The organism is Sphingomonas sp., from assembly GCF_051962185.1.
Classification (GTDB): Bacteria; Pseudomonadota; Alphaproteobacteria; order Sphingomonadales; family Sphingomonadaceae; genus Sphingomonas.
The window spans coordinates 1-16377 of the sequence record NZ_JBQCCN010000337.1; the positions used below are offsets into that span (position 1 = coordinate 1).

General features: G+C 62.3%; 12 protein-coding genes. 5 read left to right on the top strand and 7 right to left on the bottom strand.

Annotated features, from left to right (window positions below; all coding sequences use genetic code 11):
- Nucleotides 1-88: 88 nt before the first annotated feature.
- The 3 genes from ACTHJR_RS20500 to ACTHJR_RS20510 form a co-directional block, all read right to left on the bottom strand.
- Complete coding sequence (locus ACTHJR_RS20500) at nt 89-499, bottom strand: nuclear transport factor 2 family protein (protein ID WP_440525276.1); 411 nt, start codon at nt 497-499, stop codon at nt 89-91.
- 40 nt (nt 500-539) lie between these two features.
- Complete coding sequence (locus ACTHJR_RS20505) at nt 540-2756, bottom strand: TonB-dependent receptor (RefSeq protein ID WP_440525277.1); 2217 nt, start codon at nt 2754-2756, stop codon at nt 540-542.
- 408 nt (nt 2757-3164) lie between these two features.
- On the bottom strand, nt 3165-3728 hold the full coding sequence (locus ACTHJR_RS20510) for a TetR/AcrR family transcriptional regulator (protein WP_440525278.1): 564 nt from the start codon (nt 3726-3728) through the stop codon (nt 3165-3167).
- 329 nt (nt 3729-4057) lie between these two features.
- On the opposite strand from ACTHJR_RS20510, the gene ACTHJR_RS20515 reads away from it, so the two are divergent.
- From ACTHJR_RS20515 to ACTHJR_RS20535, 5 genes are all read left to right on the top strand, one after another.
- The gene (locus ACTHJR_RS20515) at nt 4058-6127 is read left to right on the top strand and encodes a TonB-dependent receptor (RefSeq protein ID WP_440525279.1); all 2070 of its coding nucleotides are present in this window, start codon (nt 4058-4060) and stop codon (nt 6125-6127) included.
- 54 nt (nt 6128-6181) lie between these two features.
- Nucleotides 6182-7468: an MFS transporter gene (locus ACTHJR_RS20520; RefSeq protein WP_440525280.1), complete on the top strand. Its 1287-nt coding sequence runs from the start codon at nt 6182-6184 to the stop codon at nt 7466-7468.
- A 25-nt stretch (nt 7469-7493) separates the two neighbouring features.
- Complete coding sequence (locus ACTHJR_RS20525) at nt 7494-9083, top strand: serine hydrolase domain-containing protein (RefSeq protein ID WP_440525281.1); 1590 nt, start codon at nt 7494-7496, stop codon at nt 9081-9083.
- Nucleotides 9080-10063, top strand: coding sequence for a dipeptide epimerase (locus ACTHJR_RS20530; RefSeq protein ID WP_440525282.1), 984 nt, complete (start codon nt 9080-9082; stop codon nt 10061-10063). The genes ACTHJR_RS20525 and ACTHJR_RS20530 overlap by 4 nt, the downstream gene beginning before the upstream one ends.
- 107 nt (nt 10064-10170) lie before the next feature.
- Nucleotides 10171-10542, top strand: a complete 372-nt coding sequence (locus ACTHJR_RS20535) for a hypothetical protein (RefSeq protein ID WP_440525283.1) — start codon at nt 10171-10173, stop codon at nt 10540-10542.
- Nucleotides 10543-10607: 65 nt separating this feature from the next.
- Here ACTHJR_RS20535 and ACTHJR_RS20540 read toward each other — a convergent pair whose 3' ends face one another.
- From ACTHJR_RS20540 to ACTHJR_RS20555, 4 genes are all read right to left on the bottom strand, one after another.
- Nucleotides 10608-12254 carry a recombinase family protein gene (locus ACTHJR_RS20540; protein ID WP_440525284.1) on the bottom strand — a complete coding sequence of 549 codons (1647 nt, stop codon included), beginning with the start codon at nt 12252-12254 and terminating at the stop codon, nt 10608-10610.
- 3 nt (nt 12255-12257) lie between these two features.
- On the bottom strand, nt 12258-12692 hold the full coding sequence (locus ACTHJR_RS20545; RefSeq protein WP_440525285.1) for a DUF2924 domain-containing protein: 435 nt from the start codon (nt 12690-12692) through the stop codon (nt 12258-12260).
- Nucleotides 12693-13833: 1141 nt separating this feature from the next.
- The gene (locus ACTHJR_RS20550; protein ID WP_440525286.1) at nt 13834-14931 is read right to left on the bottom strand and encodes a DUF4238 domain-containing protein; all 1098 of its coding nucleotides are present in this window, start codon (nt 14929-14931) and stop codon (nt 13834-13836) included.
- Complete coding sequence (locus ACTHJR_RS20555) at nt 14932-16371, bottom strand: DUF6035 family protein (RefSeq protein ID WP_440525287.1); 1440 nt, start codon at nt 16369-16371, stop codon at nt 14932-14934.
- Nucleotides 16372-16377: the final 6 nt, after the last annotated feature.

Consider the following 16377-nt stretch of genomic DNA (forward strand, 5'->3'; position numbering starts at 1 on the left):
GCTCGTTCTTCTCCTTCTGCGTGGACGAGGACGATAGGGCCATGGAAACTCTCTTTGTCGCGGGTGGGGGGCTGTGTCGCCGGAATGGTCAGAGGGGCCGGCCGCTGCTCGGGTCCGGACCCACGATGTCCCCCGGACCCCAATAAGCGTCGTAGCGGACGATGAGCCCATCCTGGTCGAACTGCGCGACGCTGATGTCGTGGATGACGCTGCCGTCGACGTCGACGCGGATGGGCGCGCAGGCCGCGTTCCCCTTCGAACATGAGATGTGGCCGGAGATCCGCATGGCGATGTCGCGTTGGCAGGCCCGCGTGAAATAGGGACGCAGTGCCTCGATGCCGACCACGATGCGGCCCGAGCCGACGGGATCCTCGAGGACAGCGTCCTTGGCGAACAGGCTGAGCACACGTTCGGGATCGCGGGCGCTGATCGCCTCGGTATAGGCGGTCAGCGCGGCGCGATAGTGCGCGTTTCGATCTTCCTGTGACGAGAGGGTCATGTCCGTCCGGCACCGATCGTGCGTCCTGTCCGGGGCAAGGTCAGAACGCCTTGCTGAGCGACAGTCCGTAGCTCCGCGGCTGGATGTACACCCAAGCCGAGGGCGGATAGGCGCCGGGTCCACCGCCGATCAGCCCGCGCTCATCTCCGACATTGCGCATGTAGATGTTCAGCGCCCAGTCGTCGTATTTCAGCCCCGCCCGCAGGTCGAACTGATCGAATGCCGGGTAGAAAGCCCGGCCAGCGGTCGAAACGAACGTCCCCTGACGGCTGCTGATGTGGCTGAAGGTCGCGCCCAAGGTACCGGTCAGCGTCTCGGACAGCTTGAAGCTCTTGTCGGCCGAGAGGTTCATCGAGAAGCGCGGGCTGAACGGTAGCCGGGCACCTGTGGGCGCATATGCGGCGGTGGTGACGATCCCGTCGGTCAGGACGGCCTTGTTGAAACTCACCCAGCTGCTCAGCGTGAGCCCGGCGCCTGGGTGCAGGCTGACGGAGGCCTCAGCGCCTTCGCTCCGGGCGCGTGCGGCGTTGGAGGTGAAGGAGAGGTGGCTGACCGGGTCGATCGCGTTCAGCTGCATTTTGCTCCAGTCGATCCGATAGAGCGACAGGTCGAAGGAGATCAGGTTCGCGAGCGCGCTCCCCTTGATACCGAACTCGTAGTTCGTGGTCCGGTCGGGTGCCGCGACACGCGGGATGAGCGGATTGGGGTTGGCGGAGTTCGACCGTCCGGGCCGGTAGCCCGTCGCCAGCCGTCCGTAGATCATCAGGTCGCTGGTGATGCGGAACTGCGGCGTGACGAGGTAGGTGAACACCTGGTCGCGACGGGTGAGCTGCGGCAAGGTCACGGTGGCTCCGCCGTAAATCGAGCCGCCCTGGGTCACCTTCAGATAGGTCGCGGTCTGCCAGCTATAGCGTCCGCCGAGCTGAATGCTGAACCAGTCCGTCAGCTTCAGGGTGGGATCGGCGAACAGGGCGTATTCCCTGAAGTTGATCGGCTGGTCGTAGGTGAAGATGTCGCCCGCTGTGGCACCGTTCGTCGCCTGCGCGGTGATCGCCTGACGAATGTGCGTCTTCTCGTCGGAATAGAAGGCGCCAACCAGCCAATCCAGCATCTCGCCGGTCTTGAACGTCCCCCGGAACTCTTGCGTCCAGCGTTGGACGTCGGCCCTCAGGCGGGAAGGCGCCCCCGGCACGCCGAACCCGCTCTGCGCCAGCGTGCCCCAAGGGGCGATGTTGGTGTAGTCTTGGCTGGCCGTCGCCTCGAATTTGCTGAAGGCGGTGACCGAGGTCAGGTCGATCCCGCCCAGATTCAGCTTTGCCGTACCGCTATAAGCCTGGATCGTCTTAGTCGTGCGACCCGTGTCGATAATGCCGTTTGTCTCGTATTCCGCGAGCCCGAAGCCGTGGATTTCCTCATTCTGACCCTCGGCGATGCTGCGCTGATACAGTGCGCTCAGCTTGATCGAGAAGATGGGTGCCGGCTTCCACAGCGCGGAGATGCGGCCGCCGCTCGCATAGAAGTCGTTGACGTCGTCGAGGTTGAGGATCGGGTTGTCGATATAGCCGGGGTCCTTGTGCGTGAAGCCGCTCACGCGGACTGCGAACGTGTCGGAGACCGGCAGGTTGATGGCTCCGCGAAATGCGTAGCCGGCGCCACCGCCGTGGCTCACGCCATTTATCCCGGCCTCGGCCTTGCCGCTGACGGCCGTCGTCGAGGGGTCAGCGGTTACGAACTTCACGAGGCCGCCGAGGCTGCTCGCGCCGTAGAGCGTGCCTTGGGGACCCCGAAGGACCTCGATCCGCTGCAGGTCGGCCGGATCCACTTCCGGAGAGAAGTCGTACGTAGCGGCTCCGAATGGCACGTCGTCGATCATGATGCCGACCGTCGGATTCTGGATCGTGCCGGAGCTAATGCCACGGATGACCAGCGTCTGCTGGCCACCGCCGCCGGGTGATGGGGACGCCTGGAAGCCCGGTACGCTGGTGGCGAAGTCCCTCAACCGTGATTCATTGTTTTCCGCGAGCGCGCTGGTGTTGACCACGGATACCGCGGCGGGAACGTCCTGCAGCCGTTCGGAACGCTTCTGGGCTGTGACGACGATGTCCGGACCGACAGAAGTCTGCGGATCGGCGGGCGGCGGGTTGGCCGGCTCGGTGGGAGCAGGCGTCGTCTGGGCGACGCTTGGAAGAGGCAGAGCCACGGCGATGGCGGCGGATGCGAGCAGCAACGAGATGCTCAGACGTCGGTTATGGCTCATTGATCTCCCCTTCGATAGTCACGGCCTTCCAGGCTCGGGCGGTTGTTCACGCCTCTCGAAGGTGGAAGTTGCTCGACGAGGATCGCGCCACGATTGACGGTTTGCGCCGTGGCGTTGAACGTGCGCGACAATGTCGTCGTGGGAACGGTGCTAGCGGCGGGAAATGCTCGGGATGACCGGGCCGAGGCTTACTTGTTGAGCGGAATCCCGCCGCCGCATCAACGCCGAAGCCCTTCAGGTTATCAGCAGGTTGCAAAGCGATGTCGCATTCGTCGCCTCTGGACGGGATAAATAATCGCGATAGCACCCCCCGCAACTTGTCCGTTTTGCTGGCGTACCTGACCCGGTCCTACCGCCTAACCTCGAAGACCAACGTTTGCGAGATCGGGGGCCGGGGCCGTTCGACCCTCAGTTTTGATCAGGCAGTGACACGAGCTTATCCAGCGCGGCCGAGATTTCGGGGAGAGATTCGTCGAGCGATCGATCTATCGCAAGGGCGATCCACAGCATGCCGTCGGTATGCGCACAAATCGCAGCAGCAGTCTGCTGGGCGCTCATGCGAAGGCCGATGAGCTTCTCGCTCGCCATTCGATCGAGCCATCCTGCCACGTCGTCGAGTTGCTGGCTCAGAAACTTTCCCCCGATGTCGTGCAGTTCGCCCGGATTGATGCATTCCGCACGCATATGAACGCGTGCACGTGTCACCGTCGCGGCGTCGAGTCCGAGCTTCGGGTTGAAGTCCAGCATTCTCGCTTTCAACTCGGCCCAAGTCCGGGGAGGACCGCGTTCCGGCGCGAGTTCGAAGCGCAGGCAATGCGCCACGAGGTCGTCCTTGTTCTCGAAATGCACATAGAGCGCACCGGCGCTTAGCCCCGCTTCTTTCCATATATCCGCGATAGAGGTGCCTTTTACGCCCTTCTTGGCGATGCACTTGATCGCCGCCAGGATGAGGCGGTCACGCTGCGCGTTCATGTATGTCGTGTCGCGTTTTGGCATCACTCACTCACAAAAAATGATCGATCATTCTCTATTTTGTCGAGCCGCGCGCTTCAACCCTTGACAGGTATGGAATTCGAATCAAAAAACGAACAACCGTTTTTTATATGAGCCCGCAAAGGGCCGTCGGTGCTGATATCGGAGGGGAGGCCGCCATGACTGTTTTGTCATTAAAGATCGTTCGGACGCTGCTGCTGGGAAGCGCCGTCGTCCTCGCGCCCGCTTTTGCGCACGCACAATCTCAACCACAGCCGGTACCGGCGCCGATGCCATCGGACCCCGATGGAGCGGGTCCGGATATCGTCGTGACCGCACTGAAGCGCTCGGAACGATTGATCGATACACCGCAATCGGTCACCGCCTTGTCGGGCGCCGACCTGGCGAAGCTGAACGCGACGCAATTCTCGGACTTCGCCAGTTCGGTGCCGGGGCTGCAATTCACGACGCAGGGCGCCGGGAAGTCCTCGATCAGCCTGCGCGGCGTCACCGCCGGACAGGATGTGAGCCAGACCGTCGGCATCTATGTCGACGAAGTTCCTTATGGCTCGAGTTCGGCCTTCACCCGCGGCGCGCAACTGGCGCTCGACGTCGGCCTGTTCGATCTCGACCGGATCGAGGTGCTGCGCGGCCCGCAAGGCACGCTCTACGGCGCAAGCTCGATGGGCGGCGTGTTGAAATATGTGACCAACAAGCCGGTGCTCGACGGCTTCGAAGGGCGTATCCAGGGCGGTGTCTCGGATACTGAGGATGGCGGCGTCAATTACAATGGCGCCGCCGTGGTGAACGTGCCGCTGGTTCAGGACAAGGTCGCGCTCCGTGCCAGTGGGTTCTATTCGTGGAACGGCGGCTATGTCGACAATGTCCAGACGGGCCAGAATGACGTTGACCGCGGCAAGATCTATGGCGGACGCCTCGACCTACTGATCAAGCCGGTCGATAATCTGTCGATCCGGCTGACCGGCTTCGCGCAGGATGTCCGCCGCGAGAATGCGCTCTATTCGCTCTACACGCTCGCCGGAAATCCGGTCGACGGCACGCTCGACCAGCGGCACCCGCTCGCCGAGCCGTTCCGGTCGAATTTCCGCCTGGTCAGCGGCGAACGCGATTATGATTTCGGTGCCGCAGCGCTGACCTCGGTCACCAGCTACCAGACCGGCAGCGCCCGATATGTCCTCGATGCCTCGAGCGTGTATCCACTCCTGCTCGGGGGATTGGTGCCGGGTATCGCCGCCACCCAAGCCTCGTTCGATATCCGCACCAGGAAGTTCACTCAGGAAGTGCGGCTGGCATCGAAGCCCGGCACGGTCGAATGGCTGGTCGGCGCTTTCTACACGCGCGAAATCAGTTCCAACGCGCAGGCCGTCGACGCTCTCGATGCCAATTTGGCATTGATCCCTGTCGACCTCGCGCATGTCAACCTGCCCAGCGTCTATCGCGAATACGCCTTCTTCGGCGATCTCACCTGGCACCTGACCGACAAGTTCGATATGACCGGCGGGGTTCGCTACGCTCGGAACGACCAGACGTTCGAGCAGGATGCGACCGGCCTGTTGGTCGGCCCGGCGCCGGCGGCCAAGTCGGGCGCGGGCGTGGTGACCTACCTCGCTAATGCGCGATATCGGTTCAGCCATAATGTCACGACCTACGCCAGGTTCGCGACCGGATACCGGGCGGGCGGTCCGAACTTCATCGCCAAGGATCCCGTCACCGGCGCCTTGCTCGCCCCGAACAGCTTCAAGCCTGACTTTCTCAACAGCTATGAGGTTGGGCTGAAGGCCGAAACCGCCGACCGGACGTTCGGTATCGATGGCGCGCTCTTCTATATCGACTGGAAGGATATCCAGCTTCCCACCGCGGCTGGCGGCGTCTCGGTCCTGACCAATGCCAGCAATGCGCGGGTCAAGGGTGCCGAGGTGACCCTGACCGCACGGCCGGACCGCGGCACGACGATCACCGGCGCCTTCACCTACAATGATGGTTATGTGACCGAAGACACGCCGGCGATCGGTGCCAGGAGGGGCGAGCGGTTGCCCAACGTCCCGCATTTCACGGCATCGATCAATGCCGATTATGTCCTGAACTCGAGTTCGCTGAAGCCGAGCGTCGGGGCGAGCCTGAGGTACGTCTCGGACCGGACGTCCAGCTTCGACCTCAATCCCGGATTTCCCCAATATCACCTGCCCGATTATGTGACCGTGGATCTGCGCGCAGGCTTCAGCGCCGGTCCGGTGGATGCCAGGCTTTTCGTACGTAACCTGTTCGACGTCCGCGGGCAGTTGAGCGCCGATACGACGCTCTCGTTCCTCGGCGGACCGGCGCAGGTCACGATCCTCCAGCCGCGAACGATCGGGCTTAGCCTGTCGACGCGCTTCTGACGGGAAGACAGACAGATGTCCGAACCGATGACTACGCGGCATGGAGGGCCTGCAATGCCTGCCTACCCCGGGCTTGGCGAGGCGCGCTTGTCGCAGATCGTCCTAATGGCAATCGCATTGTTCACGGCGATGGACATCTATGTCGTCTCGCTGCTGATCGAGCCGATCAAGCATGACCTGGGCCTTACCGACGTCGAGGTCGGCTTCGCCAACACGACGACACTCTATGCCGCCTATGGGCTGCTGTGCATCCCGATGGGCGTGCTGGTGGACCGGCTGCGCAGGGTACGGATGCTCGCGGTGGCGCTGACCCTGTGGTGCGGTGGCCTGGCCGTGACCGGCCTGTCGAGCGGGCTGGCGATGCTGGTCGCGGGAAAGATCATGCTGGGGGCTGCCAACGCGATCACGGTGCCAGCCGCGATGTCGCTCTTTTCCGACTATTTCGCGCCCGAACGTCGGTCGATGGCGATCAGCAGCTACGGCATGGGTCAGGTATTGGGCCAGGCGGCGGCGATCCTGATCGGCGGCTGGGGTTTCGGAGCACTGACCGGGCTCTCTGCCTCCGATCCTCGTGCGTTGTTCGGCCTTGCGCCCTGGCGCTGCGTGTCGCTGCTGTTCGCTCTTGGAGGCCTGGCGATCCTGCCCTTCCTGTTGCGGCTGCGCGAACCCGCCAGGCAGGAGGTGCGCGCGGTCAACGGAGGAAGCGTTCGCGAACTCTGGGCGTATCGCGGCTTCCTGCTGCCGCTTTTCGTCGGGACGGCCTGCATCGCCGGGGCAGGAACGGGCGTCATGGCGTGGATTCCGCCGGTGCTGACCCGTGTCTACGGCCAGCAGCCCGGTGATTTCGCGGGCTGGTTCGGCGCCGTAGCGCTTATATCTGGCCTTGGCGGCTTCTTCCTGGCGGGCAGGGTGGCCACGATCATCGAGCGCCGCAGCGGTCGTGGCAGGCTGGCTTGGCCCGCCATGGTCGCCGCTCTGTGCTGCGCGCCGGCGACGCTGATGGCGGTCATGCCCTCGCTTCCGCTGTTCGCGCTCTGGGTGACGATCTTCACCATCGGCTATGCGGTCGCACTGGCGATCACCATCATCGCCCTTAATTTCGGCGTCCCCAACGAGCTGCGCGGCGCGGCGATAGGAATCAACGTCGTCGCCATATCGATCGCGGGCGCTTTGGCCGGTCCCCTGGTTGCCTTTGTCGGGGAAATAGCAGGCGGTCTTGGCGTGGCGATTGCCCTGGTCGGCGGCCCGCTCTCGCTGATCGGAGCCTTTTGTTTCCATCGCGTGTCAGGCGGCGAAGGGCCGAAAATCGGCCCTGGGCAAGCGGCCGCGATTGCACCCTGAATTCCTTATCGGTTGGGAGAGAATGATGTCTGACGGCAGTGCTGTCGCGAAGCTGGATCCGAAACAGATCGATGCGCTTTTCGCCGGGATCGATCAGACGCACCTGCCGGGCGTTGCCGTCGCTGTGGCGATCGATGGCCTGCCGGTCTATCGCAAGGGCTTCGGCCTCGCCAACATGGAGCTGCCGGTCGCGCTCGGCCCCTCGATCCGCATGCGGATCGGCTCGACGACCAAGCATTTCGTCTGCCTCGCCTATCTGCTGCTCTGCGAGGAAGGGCGCTGCGGCATCGACGACGAAATCGGCACCCATATCCCGGAGCTTCACGACGCGAGCCGTCATGTTACGATGCGCGAGGTGATGGGGCACACCAGCGGTATCCGCGACGTCTATACGATCTCCATGATGTTCCACGGCACCGGTCGTCCGGTCACCGACAATGATCTGCTCGCTTACTATACCACGATCGACGACGTGGATTTTGCGTCCGGCACCCACTGGAGCTATAATAACGGCGCCTATATGCTGCTCGGCATCGCGGTCGAGCGCATCGCCGGCGAGCCGCTAGCCGACGTGCTGCGCAAGCGCATCTTCGAGCCGGTCGGAATGACCGACACGATGCTGCGCCCTTGGGACAGCGACTTCGTGCCCAATAGCGCCACGCTCCACATGATCGACCGGCAGGGGCGCTATACGCGCGACTATATGGGGATGGAGCTGAGCGCCGCGGGCGGCATGGTCTCGACGATGGACGACATGCTGCGCTGGCTGAAGCACATGGACGCGCCGATCGTCGGAACGGCCGAGACGTGGGCGTTGATGAAGGAGCCGAATCGCCTCGCCAACGGCACGTCCACCGGCTACGGTCTGGGCCTGATCAGCGATAGCTATCGCGGTGTCCGGACATTGTCGCACAGTGGCGGCGTGCTCGGCGGCAATTCGCAGATGATCAGGGTGCCGTCGGCCGGGCTCGATATCTCGATTGCGGCCAATCGCATGGATCTCAATTCGCTCGATTTAGCCAACAAGATCATCGACGCCTGCATCGATGGGCTGGACCCGTTGCCGGAAGCGTCGAAGATCGAGCCCCGCGACGCTATCTATCTTTCCACGAGCAGCGGCAGCGTCATCGAATTCGCCGCCAAGGACGACCTGCAGCTGGTCGGGACCGACGGTACGCCCGGCATACCGATGGCGCCAGATGCGCAAGGCGTGCTGCATCTGCCCGCGTTCATGTCGTTCATGAAACAGTCGATCGCTCCCGGCGAAAGCGGGATCCGGTTGAACGATTTCGGCAACGAGAGCGAGCTCGGGGAGGTCGAGCGCATCCCGGACGCCACGCTCGGCGCATTTGCCGGCACGTATGAGAACGACGCACTGGACCTTCGCGTCCTTGTCGCGAACGATGCCGAAGGACCGCGCCTCAATTCGGCGGGGCGTCATGGTTCGGCCCAGTTCAAGCTCGAACCGATCTGCGCCCGCCGCTGGAAAGCGGTGACGCTCGGTTCGTTCGCGATGCTGAATTTCCTCATGACCTTCGATGCCGATGGCGACGGTGCGACCGCGAGAGCCCCTCGCATGGCCAACATCCGTTTCCGGCGCGTGGCTTCCGCATGAAGCTGTCGGTACGGAAAAAATATATCGAGCTGAAGGAGCCGTTCCGCGTGGCGTTCGGCACGATCCCCGGACTCGACGCGATCGAGGTTCGCGTGGAGCAGGACGGCGTCGTGGGGCGGGGGGAATGTTGCCCGATGGCGATCTACGGGCAGACGGTGCAGTCCACGCTGCTGGAGATCGAAGCGCTGGCCCCGGCCATTGAGAGCGGCGTAGCGGATCGGGCCACGTTGCAGACGATGATGCCTGCACGGTCGGCGCGCAACGCGATCGATTGCGCCTTGTGGGATCTGGAAGCGAAGGCGAACGGTCGGTCGGTCTGGGATATCGCCGGGCTCGACGCGCCCGAATCCATCGCCTCCGATGTCACTATCGGCATCCTGCCCCCCGATGAGACGGCGCGAGCCGCCGAAGCACAATTTGGTGCATCGTCGATCAAGCTCAAGCTGGGCGGCGAGCACGATCTGGAATGCGTGCGTGCGGTGCGATCGGTGCTGCCGTCCGTCCCGCTGTTCGTCGACGTCAATGCCGGCTGGACCTTGAACCGGCTCAATCAATTGGCTCCGTATCTGGCTGACGCTGGCGTGTTCATGATCGAGCAGCCGCTTGCGCCCGGCGACGACGATTTGCTCGACGGCTACAATCGCGCCGTCCCCTTATGCGCGGACGAATCCTGCCACGACCGCGCAGATCTGGAGCGGCTTGCGGGTCGGTTCGACTCCAACAACATCAACCTCGACAAAACGGGCGGGCTGACCGAAGCGCTGGCGCTTGCCGAAGCCGCGCGGTCGCGCGGTTTTCGCCTGATGGTCGGCTGTATGCTGGGCTCCGGCCTGGCGATGGCGCCAGCCTATGTGATCGCATCGCTTTGCGAGGTCGTCGATCTGGACATGCCTTTGCTCGTCAAGAATCCAGAGGACGCCGGGATGCGTCACGATGGCTGCAGCGTGCATCGTTTCAGCGCAGATCTGTGGGGAGCGTAGTTGGCGCTCGGCGCGCGCGTTGACACGATCGCGTAAGCATAGAGTCTACCTCGCGCACGCTCCAATCTGTATGTGTGCGGCAACGATCTATTAAACATGGGGCAGGGGTGGACGACCAAGAAGAGCTGGACGACGCGAAGCGTCGCTACCATTCAGCCGTGGCCGACATAGAACGACTACGAAATAAGATCGCGACAGAGGCATGCCCGCTCAAACCTGGCGACAGGGTCGTGGTCAAGGAAGGCGAACGAATTTACGAAGGTTTGGTGGATCGTATAGACGCGGCGCCAGGAATTGATGATTTTATCGAACCGAAGCTTGGCGCTCCAACACCATGGGTCGCGAGCGGTCGACGCTTGCGTAAGGCCGATGGTCAGCCCGGCAAGTGGGGTTTGAGCATTCCCGCCGACGCCGAACTGAAAGACGGCGTTTGGCATATTCCTGAGCGGTCAATTGAGCGAACGCTAGGGATCCTCTGACTCGCGCGCTTATTGATTGGCAAGCAGGACATCGCGGGTTCTGGGACGGGCAGATGGCGGCCAGCTTAGCAAGTGAAGCCAAATGCCTTCTGCTGATCTACCCAGCCAAACGGAATTGCGACAAAGCGGGCGAGTTTCTGTCTGGTGAGCCCGATGGGCTGATCGCCCGCCAGGATTGCCGACTGAATGGACGGCGCCATATAGCTCAACCGCAGCAGGACGCCGAAATATTCACGCTTATGTCCCTGCGCCTCCGCCAACTCGGCGATCGTCGCCTTCGGATTCTGCTCAACCGCTTCGCGTGCGGCAAAGGCTTTGACGATTAGCTTGACCAGCGCTGGATCGGGGACGCGGCAATTCGCGGCCGGAACGATCAGCTTCATCTCCCGACCAACGCGGTCGAGCTTCGTTGCGACCGATATTGAAACCGATGGAAGGGAGATCGCCGAACATGGGGATAGGGTTGCCGGATTGACGCTGACCTCCGTGGTGGCGTCCCCGACGGTGACACGTTCGACGAGCGTCGTCAAAACCGATCCGGATCGTTCGGAGATGAGCGCCTCCGCCATGTTTGCAGCGGTAGAGATCATCGCCTGGATCTGCTGCGCCGTCGGGTCAGCTGCCGCGATCGCGTCATGGACGCGCGCCTGATCCTTCAGGAATTCGGTCAGCGCATCGACAACGATGCCCTCAAGATCACCGGCGGGGATGCGAAGCGGTGTCGCGCCGGCCGTTTCCGGGCGAGAGACGTAATAGCGATAGCGTCGCCCGCGCCGCGTCGTGTGGCTCGGCGACATGCGCCGACCATCACCATCCCAGATGCGACCGGCAAACGGGCTCGGCTCAACCGCCTTCACCTTGCTGGCGGCATCCACGCGGTTCTCGGCGAGGATCTGCTGAACGGTGTCGAACAGCTCCTGATCGACGATCGCGTCATGCTCGCCGTCATAGACGTTCCCGCGATGCGCGACCTTGCCGATGTAGAGCGGGTTCTGAAGCAGCTGATAGAGCGCGCCGCGGCTCATCGACGCACCGCCGGTGACATTGCCGGCCCGCGAATGGCGCACCTTGCTGGTGATCCCTTGGGCGTCGAGCTCGGCCTGAAGGGTGAGCACCGATCCGAGCGCGACATAACGCTGGAAGATATGCCGCACCTGATCGGCTTCCGCCGCATTGATCGCGAGCTTGCGATCGACCACGTCGTAGCCCAGCGGCACGACACCGCCCATCCACATGCCCTTGGCCTTCGACGCCGCGATCTTGTCGCGGATCCGCTCGCCGGTCACCTCGCGCTCGAACTGGGCAAAGGAGAGGAGCACGTTGAGCGTGAGCCTGCCCATGCTGGTGGTGGTGTTGAACGCCTGGGTCACCGACACGAAGCTGGCACCGGCCTTGTCGAGCACCTCGACGATACGGGCGAAATCGCTGAGGTTCCGGGTAAGCCGATCGACCTTGTAGACGATGATGACATCGACGCGGCCGGCCTTCACCTCATCGAGCAGGCGCAGGAGGGCAGGGCGGTCCATGTTACCGCCGGAATAGCCGCCATCGTCATAGTCGCCGGGCGCGAGCGTCCAGCCCTCATGGGTCTGGCTGGCGATATAGGCCTCACAGGATTCCCGCTGGGCATCGAGGCTGTTGAAGGCCTGCTCCAAGCCTTCCTCGGTCGACTTGCGCGTATAGACCGCGCAGCGGATTGGGGTGGTGGGCATCGCTTACGCCTCCTTCGCCGAGGAGCGCTGACGCAACCCGAAGAAGCGCGGACCCGACCAGTTCACGCCGGTGATCGCGCAGGCGATCTTGGTCAGCGAGGCATAACACTCGCCATCGAACAGAAAGCCGTCCTTCACGACCGTGACTACGCAGGTCCGGCCCTTCCATTCGCGGACCAGCCGCGTGCCGGGCTTGATCGTCGCCTGACGCTCGATGTTGAGATCGCCCGACCGATCGAGCTGCCCGGCGAGACGGGTGAGTTCACGGCGCAGGGCAGGGGGCACGCGCTGCTCTGTCTCCGGCCGTTTGTAGCTGAGGCCGCGCGCCATGAGGTCGCGGCCGAGGTCGACTGGGGGCGGGGCACCGTGCATCCGCGCCCATTCTGCGCGCAGCATCGGCAGGGTCATCTGCGCAGGATCGTTGGTGGTGATGGTCATCGAGGTCTCCGTCGAGCGACGGAAACGTCCGTCGCTGCACTGCCTCGAGCCCCGCGGAGCGGGGCGGATCATCGCGGCCATGTTCGCCGCGACTCGTTGGTCTTGCACAGCTCCAGCGCAACAAAATGTCCAGTCCAAACAACTTACGGTCGAATGGACTTGCGTCGTGCCATCAGTGGAGCGATCATCACCCCGCTCCCGAGATACGCGGGAGTGGGGCGTGGAAACCCCTCTTAGCATCCTCGGTCGCCGATATTCGGAGGCCGGGTGGCATGCGCGTATGTCCAGCCGGTTCGCCGGTAAAGGCGCATGCGCCTATGCTAAGTAGGTTTCCAACATCCGGCTTCGGCCGCGCCCCGAGAGGAACATAGGGGCGCTGTGCAGAATCCACCGCGCCAGCGGGGGAAACCGGATGAAGAACAGACTTGTTATAGTTGCTGCGGCTGTGGTTGCCGTGCCGCTGAACGCGTTTGGGCAAGACATCCCAAGCGTTGAAATCGTGCCCGGCCTTAACGGCTATGCCACGACCATCGACAAGCAGACGGGTGCAATTCAGTGCCAAATCCCACCCGCACGTTATGCGGATCGGTACATCTTCTTTCGAACTCTCCAAGCTAATAGAGAAACCGGAATTATGAGCGCCGAAACGAACGGTGTGGTGAATGGAGAAGACAGGTACGTGAGCCGATACAAGGCCCAGGCAGTGGAGCGGTCGTACGAAGAAGCCGATCTGCGATGCGATCAAGAGTTGTCGCGGCGTGCGGCTTCAGCGTCCGGCAGCGGGCGGAAGCGTCCACTGACAAAGCGACGTCGATAGCCGGTCCGGCGGAGTTGGATTGCCTTGTTCCCCGCGACTGCTCTGCGCCCTAATGTCGGTCATTGCGGCACCAAGGCAGCCCCCCGGAAAGCTGACATCAAACGAGCCCGTGCGTCGTAACGGCTATCGGGCATTCTGGACTGTCTGCTTACGGGCGGTGACCAAGGCAAAGCGGACGCTCGATCGCGACGAGCACAATGACTGCTTCAATCAACTCACGACATTTTGCAGGACTTTAATTCCGCTCACGTCGGGACCCGGCGTTGGCATGTCTCTGGTCGAGCAGGAGCGCGCTAATCTTGGATGTCCGATGCCGTGCACGCTTCAGATCGATACCTTGTGATAGCCTTCGCCGCGCACGAAGCCCTGCTCCAGACACCAGCGACGGGTCAGACCAGCGCCGGTATTGTTTGAATAGGCCCGTCCGTTCGGCCGGAATCGCAAGAATGACGGCCATGTTGCCGGGACCGGGTGGTTCGACACGACATGCACGAGCACCTTCTCGCCAGTACGAATGTTCGTGGACTTCCTAACCGCATAATATTCGCCCCAGTCGCTCGTCTTCTCCAAGACAGCCTGCGTCACTGTCTGGCGAGTCTCTGGGCGTCGCGGCTTGGTTGCCTCCGTCTGTGCCGAAATTTGCTCGCGATCGTCCCAATCCCGAAAATACAGATTGGCCCAGCATCCCAGGATCTGGTGAACATTGAGAGCGAGGACGTCCGCTGATCTATCGGCATCGATCCAATGCGCATGGTGATCTGCGTTATAAACTGCCCCGTCGTACAGGAGCGCGCAGAGCTTTGGAGTCAGCGGTAGGATGAATATCGCCCCCGCTGTTTTCGCCCCAAAGCTCTGCCGACCGTTTCTCGGACGCTGGATATGCAGTCGGTTCGTCAAAACCGCCGGATCGTCTGATGTAACAAACGAAAGCTCAGTTCGATTTCGCACGATGCACAGGGTAAGATCGTCAACGATGCGCATCGTGTCCTTGTAATTGAGCATCGCCGCTTGGACCGCCTCCTTTGCTGCGTCTCTCACGGTTGGAACCGACAGGTCGGAACCGGGTACATCGTGCAGCGCCAGCACCATCTCGCTGGCTTTGAATGAAGCGGCCTCCGTCCGCAGATACTGCAGGTAAATGAAGCGCTTCAGCACGATCTCCACTGCCGAGCCTATCGCGCCGTCGTCCGTTAGGTGGCGAATGACGGGTCCATAGGGGTTCTCGATAAAATTGATCGCGTTCTCCAGCAGCGGGTTTTGGCCGTAAAAATAGTCCCCTGAGCACTGATTCTTAACCGGCGCATTGGGGATCGCCTTCATGCGATCGAGATTGAAGAGATTGATCGCCAACCCCTCGCGGCCCACCGTAAATGGTCGAAGATGGACCCGCGGTACGAAGTGCTGGTTTTTGTTGTCGGCCATCTAGTCGGGCGCCTTTTCGGTCGGCGGTTTTCGGCAAAGGTCGTTTGAGAGAAAGGCGAACAGCCGGTCTTCGTCCTCAGCGAGCTTGAAGAGGGGGTCCGTGCGCATGAGCGTCCGGTAGCTCCTTACCTTCCTCTTCCATTTGCCGGTCTTGTCCAACTCCTCGAGCAAATGAAAATTGCCGTAGGCGCGCAGCAAGTAACCAAATCCGATGATCAGCTCAGGGTGCTGGTGAAGTAGGTGATGCGCCACCTCTAGGACGTTCCGATAGCCAAACCCGACAGGAACCCCGGTACGGGCAGTCTCGATCACCCACACCATGCGCATCGGCACGAGGACGTGGGGCAACGGATCTTCGAGATGGTAGTAGAAGGGCACCAAAGCATAGTTGAGCGCTTTCCACCGGCTTTCGTGCTCGACCGGGTTGATCTTCTCCGGCGCGGTCAGCGCCCATTCGAACACCTCCCCCCTTAGTTCCTCTTCTATTCGAGCGATGGCCTCACGGTGAGCGGTCTCGGCCTCTATCCGCTGCCGTTCGCGCGTCTCGCGAAGATCGGCGTAGCAGGCCGCTTCGGACGCTTCGAAGTCCAACGCGCAAATGGTTTGGCGATCGACGTCGATCTTCAGCTCGTCCCATCCGACCAGCCTCTCGATCCAGTCGTCCACAACCCGATCGCCCTCTATTCTGGGCTGCCGATGCCAGACCCGGAGTATGAAGCGATCGGCTGCAACGGACGCGGCCACGGTTGCCTCGTCGACGACGAGGACGTTCGAATTATTCCCGAACAGGATGTCATCCGTTGTCATGCGACGATAATTTGGGTCGAAACCCGGCAGGATCCACACCAACGCGGCGCCCTGCTCCTTGTAGAAGATCTTCCGCCCCAGCACGACGTCGAGGAACGTCGTGCTCAATTGCACTTCAAACGCCAACCTAAGATCGTCGATGCGCGCCGCAACGTCAGGTCGCCGAAGACCTCTCGTTCCCTCACTGGCGTGCCACGTTTTCTCGACGACGACGTCTCGAAAGCGCGGATCTGCCTCCAAGCTGCGAACCAGCAATTCTTTGATCCGGATGTGCGCGCCGCTCTCTTGGGCGCCGCGATATTTCATCGCCCGGATATCCGCTTCGGACAATCCGGTGCGCGTCACCGCCGGGCATGAGCCGTCTTCTGACCGATGTCGAAGGTAGAAGTTTTTGTGCATGCTGCTGGCGAGGAAAAGCGTGACGCCGCAAACAGGGCACGCGAGGCGAGGGCGGCCTGCAAAGGCGGCCAGCTTGAGGCATTCTCTCAGTCGTATCGCCGCGTCATAGGGGAACGCGCTGATCAATCTCTTGGCGTTCAATATCCTGCCGCTCCGCAGGCTTCGAGCCTCGGGGATCACTGGGTCCTCGACCGGGGTGGCGTGTTCTCGCGGTGCGACTGTGACGTTGGCCATCAGCGC

Excerpts from the sequence above, each read along its gene's own strand:
- ACTHJR_RS20500 (WP_440525276.1), bottom strand. The coding sequence starts at position 499 with ATGACCCTCTCGTCACAGGAAGATCGAAACGCGCACTATCGCGCCGCG.
- ACTHJR_RS20505 (WP_440525277.1), bottom strand. The coding sequence starts at position 2,756 with ATGAGCCATAACCGACGTCTGAGCATCTCGTTGCTGCTCGCATCCGCC.
- ACTHJR_RS20510 (WP_440525278.1), bottom strand. The coding sequence starts at position 3,728 with ATGAACGCGCAGCGTGACCGCCTCATCCTGGCGGCGATCAAGTGCATC.
- ACTHJR_RS20520 (WP_440525280.1), top strand. The coding sequence starts at position 6,182 with ATGCCTGCCTACCCCGGGCTTGGCGAGGCGCGCTTGTCGCAGATCGTC.
- ACTHJR_RS20525 (WP_440525281.1), top strand. The coding sequence starts at position 7,494 with ATGTCTGACGGCAGTGCTGTCGCGAAGCTGGATCCGAAACAGATCGAT.
- ACTHJR_RS20530 (WP_440525282.1), top strand. The coding sequence starts at position 9,080 with ATGAAGCTGTCGGTACGGAAAAAATATATCGAGCTGAAGGAGCCGTTC.
- ACTHJR_RS20540 (WP_440525284.1), bottom strand. The coding sequence starts at position 12,254 with ATGCCCACCACCCCAATCCGCTGCGCGGTCTATACGCGCAAGTCGACC.
- ACTHJR_RS20545 (WP_440525285.1), bottom strand. The coding sequence starts at position 12,692 with ATGACCATCACCACCAACGATCCTGCGCAGATGACCCTGCCGATGCTG.
- ACTHJR_RS20550 (WP_440525286.1), bottom strand. The coding sequence starts at position 14,931 with ATGGCCGACAACAAAAACCAGCACTTCGTACCGCGGGTCCATCTTCGA.
- ACTHJR_RS20555 (WP_440525287.1), bottom strand. The coding sequence starts at position 16,371 with ATGGCCAACGTCACAGTCGCACCGCGAGAACACGCCACCCCGGTCGAG.